Source organism: Bacteroidia bacterium (genome assembly GCA_023228875.1).
In the GTDB taxonomy this organism is placed as follows: Bacteria; Bacteroidota; Bacteroidia; order NS11-12g; family UBA955; genus JALOAG01.
The window spans coordinates 1-4349 of sequence record JALOAG010000051.1 but is presented as its reverse complement, the minus strand read 5'-3'; the positions used below and the strand labels follow the sequence as shown (position 1 = coordinate 4349).

The window sequence follows — 4349 nt, the reverse complement described above, 5'->3', positions numbered from 1 at the left end:
GTTATATAATTGCAACTTATCTACAAGAGCTGTTGCAAGAGCGTAATGTTGATGCTCGTTTATATAGGGTTGAAGATGCAGATTTACACATTTGGGCAAACAAAAGTGATGCTGCTAACGATTTTTACGAAGATATTCAGGCTCTTCCAGTTGCTAATGAGTCAACACTTCTAAAAAGTAAGATGATTATTTTAGGCTCTCCTACTACTTTTGGTAATGTGAGTGCCGAGATGAAAGCTTTTATGGATTCAACTTATAGACTAGCTGAATCTAGAGAGTTAAGTGGGCGTTACTTTGCCTGTTTCACCAGTTGTGATCACAGTATTGCTGAAGGTGCTTATTGTATTGACTCAATGGTTCACTACTCACAAACTATGGGATTAATCCATATTCCGTTAGGAATGCATGCCGATTTAGCTTGGGCAAATCAACCTGTTAGTGGCATTGTCCATCTAGCTGGAAAAGAGAGTTCTATCCGCCCATCTCAACAACTTGGAGAAGTTTTAGAGCTCTACGCTGACTCTTTAGCCAGCTATTTGAACTAAAGAGTTGACATAAGGTGTAACTAAAAAAGCAAAAAAAACTAAGAAAAAACAAAAAAATTAATAAAAAGGAATATGTTTCAACTAAAATGTCATAAGATAGAAAAAATATTTAAAAGATAAACTATTATAAGATAACAAATTAAACAATTTATCAAAAATAAATAAAATTATTTGATAAAAAGTTAAACATTCTATTGACATAAGTTGAAAGTTTTAGTATTCTACTATTGATGATAAAAAGAAGATTAACCGAAAGGAGAAATAAAATGAAAAAATTACTTACAATCTTACTAGTACTATTAGTAGCAGGGTTTGTTTTTGCAACTGCTGATGCAAAACTCACTCTTACACAAGAACTCTTGCAAAAAACCACTCATGGGTTTTTTGATACTGAGTATGACTCTTTTGGGAGTATTTTTGATGCTGCAGGGGAGAATGCAGGAGGTAATGGAGCTCTTTCTAATTCAGGCACTGTCAGTATGGATCTTGCTCCCGGTCAAGGGCTTAACACTCTTGGATACTATTCATTTGCAACAAACAGTCCTGTTGGAATTGTTATTGATTTGACAGGAACTCCTATGGAACTTGATGCTACTAATAAAACTTACGTTCCTTACGAGATTGTATTTACTTACGTAGACGGTGATAAAACCTATGATCATGTAACCTTAGATTTTGGTAGCCAAAGTGTAGGAGTAGCGACTACTGTAAAACCAGATAATGCAACCAAAACATTGGTTAGTAATACTGTAGCTGGTGGAACAAAGTGGGCTACTTATGCTTTAACGTATGCTTTTAATTATTCTGGCAATGCCGATTATGGTCTTCCATCAGGTGTATATACTGGGGAAATTAAAGCTGCTATTACAACCAACTAAGATTGTAAGATCTTTATAAATAGAAAAAGCCCTCTTATGAGGGTTTTTTCTTACACAATTTAAACGGAGATTTAGATGAAAAAGGTATTAGTTTTCCTGTTAGTTTTACTACCTCTTATTTCTTTAAGTGGTGCTATAGGAACTAGTACTTTAAACCTTGTTGGGACAATTGAATCTAAATCTCTGTTTGATTTAACTGGTTATTTTAGTGGAGATGAATCTTTAAGGTTAGATGAAGGTGATATCCTTGTTGATGCTGAAGGGCCAGGAGTTGAAGTTGGCACATGGGCTGTTGCTGCTAATAGCTCTGCTGACTTAACTTTGCAATTAGACCTTAGTGCTACATACTTGGATGTTGAAGGCAATCCTGTCTTTACTGGCAATGTGAGTGGTGTTGATATCAAAATTCCATATGTTATTAATAATGGTGAATCTACTATTGAAAATGGAGCAAACTTTGCTACTTTAGTTAAAGTTAATGGGACTTACTCTGAAGAAAATAATAATGGTTCTGTCTTCATTAAAAGAATAGATGACAACACTTATCCTCCATTTGATAACTACACAACTGAAATACAACTTACTTTAATTACTAATTAAAATTCTCATATGACATAGTGTAAAACTCTTTTTTGTCAATTTTTGGTTAAAATTGGGCTTAATTTAGTTATTTAATTGCTAAATGTCTTTCAGATGTCATATGCAGAGAAAACCATAATTTATTATAATTTATTGTAAGACAATGGTTTATAATTGTTTTTCTTTAAAATTTTACATATTTACATTTTTTGTATCTATTCTGTTGACATAAGTTACATCTATGTATATATTATTATTAACAGTAATTGACTGTAGAGAGGTGAGATTATGAAAAAAGTATTAGTTCTTTTAATTGCATTTGCAATTGTTGGTGGAGCATTTCTTTTTGCTAATGATGGCATAGTTGAAAACAGTAATACATTGAATGTAACTGGTTATATTCTCAGCCCAGAAAAATTAGCAGAATTGGATGTTAATCAAACATTGACTGAGCCTATCGATATAGTTGGAAATTCAGATTTTCAAGAAGATGGCAATGGAGTATTAATAGGTAACTGGGTAGTTAGTACTTATGCGCACGTCGGTGATGAGGGTTATAAAGTTACTTATACATATGGTGATTTAGAGAGTGCTAGCACAACACAGTCCCTCGAATATAAAATCGTTGTTCATACTGATCCTACTGGTAGTGGTGGTGTTGATAAAGCAACGGGAGGAAGTACTGAATTTGTCGCTGGAGAAGGGGAAACTACTGCTAAGAGGTACGTAAGAGTTAAGTTAGTTGAAGATGAAGATCCTACTTTGTTGGATCCTGCAACAGACTTTACATCAACCATTACTTTAAATCTTACCACTAATCTTTAATATATGGCTTTTTAACACCTGAGCACCCCTGTTCGGGGTGCTTGGTTGTAACTTGAGAAAGAAGGTTTGTTATGAATAAGAGAATTCTTGTTTTAGTTACATTATTAATTCTCTTTGTTTTATCTTCATCGTTTGGGGTGGAGCCTGTTAGAAGAACTGGTGAGATTACTTTTTCGGGCTTTATCCAAGATGAAATCTATTTCAATGTAGAACCTTTGCATCCTGAATCAATTAACCTTTTATCTGATGAGATAATGCCTGGCTCTAGGGGTGTTGATATCGGTACGTGGACTTTGAAAATAGACAATCCACCTGTTCAACAAACTAGGTTTGCTATTCAATACGATTACAATCCATTACAAAGTCCAAACCCACTTATCTCAGATGAAATTGCCTATGTCTTAATAGAAAGAGATGAGTTAGGCGATAGCTCTTCATTAACTCAAAGATCTAGTGGGGAGGAGATTGTTATTATCTCTTCTTTAAAAAGTGGTTCTACTTTAATTAACAAAGTACTCAGCGTTGCTTTGACAGATGATGGTAGAGCAACAGCTTTAAGAGCTGCTGCAACCAATACATACGAATCAAACATTACCATCTCTTTAAATGCTGATTAGCCTCTCTTTATTGACACTCTAGCACAGAGGTGTCACAACAATCTTAAAAAACATAGTTATAATTCATTAGCACATAGCTATTTATAATCTAATGACAATATTTCCTGTTACTGTTATAGCTACTATTGACATAGGTGGATTCTTTTACTATATTGTCCTCTGATAATATAATAAATTGAGGTATTTTGTGAAAAAACTTATTGTCCTATTAACTTTATTACTTGTTTTAAGTTCTTTTGCAATTTTTGCAAGTAGTGGATATAGCAACGAAGGCTATATCGATATAAAAGCTTTTATATCTGCTTTAGATAAAGATTATTCTTTTGATGTTGTTGGAAAAGATTTTGGAGAAGATGGGCTTAACTTAAAGGGAAATCCTGACATACTGTGTACTGGAGATGGTGTTGAAGTTGGAAGTTGGATATTCAACAGTGAAAACCTAACTAAAGATGAGATGTTTATTGTCTCTTACAGCTATGAGCCACTAAGAGCAGATGTTGCTAACTTCTCTTTTGATTACGACATAATATTATTAGATAGAGATAGAAACCTTACAGAAGAGAGCGATACAACGACTTTTACAGCTACAGGATCTAGTAGTGGTAAAAATGATTCAGAACAAAGGTTTGTTAAAGTAAGGTTAACTGAGGCAGCTACTGAAACTTTAAATGATGCCCCAATTGATACTTATACATCTAGAATTACTATTGAATTAACTTCAAATTCTTAATATTTAAGGGTTTACCCCTTTCCTTCTCTCTCAAGACGTGTAATAATATGTACCGTGGTTGCTCTGCGCTAATAGTGCAGAGCGGAGGCATAAGGTCGCTCCTTATGCTCTGAAGGAGGTGCCGCTTTCCCCCTCAAAGGGAAGCGGTTTTTATTTGCTCAACTAGTGAGCGTCT

Annotated in this window: 6 protein-coding genes; all 6 read left to right on the top strand. The window is 34.2% G+C overall.

From position 1 onward, the window contains the following. The coding region (locus tag M0R38_13040) for a flavodoxin family protein (protein ID MCK9482660.1) at positions 1-545 on the top strand (545 nt) is incomplete at its 5' end. Between the two features lie 266 nt (positions 546-811). Next, entirely contained in the window at positions 812-1423 is a 612-nt protein-coding gene (locus tag M0R38_13035; protein ID MCK9482659.1) for a hypothetical protein, read from the top strand. Between the two features lie 75 nt (positions 1424-1498). Further along, entirely contained in the window at positions 1499-2023 is a 525-nt protein-coding gene (locus tag M0R38_13030; GenBank protein ID MCK9482658.1) for a hypothetical protein, read from the top strand. 267 nt (positions 2024-2290) lie between these two features. After that, positions 2291-2827: a hypothetical protein gene (locus M0R38_13025; GenBank protein ID MCK9482657.1), complete on the top strand. Its 537-nt coding sequence runs from the start codon at positions 2291-2293 to the stop codon at positions 2825-2827. A gap of 71 nt (positions 2828-2898) precedes the next feature. After that, on the top strand, positions 2899-3444 hold the full coding sequence (locus M0R38_13020; GenBank protein MCK9482656.1) for a hypothetical protein: 546 nt from the start codon (positions 2899-2901) through the stop codon (positions 3442-3444). Between the two features lie 187 nt (positions 3445-3631). Next, positions 3632-4174 carry a hypothetical protein gene (locus M0R38_13015; GenBank protein MCK9482655.1) on the top strand — a complete coding sequence of 181 codons (543 nt, stop codon included), beginning with the start codon at positions 3632-3634 and terminating at the stop codon, positions 4172-4174. The last annotated feature ends 175 nt before the right edge of the window (positions 4175-4349 follow it).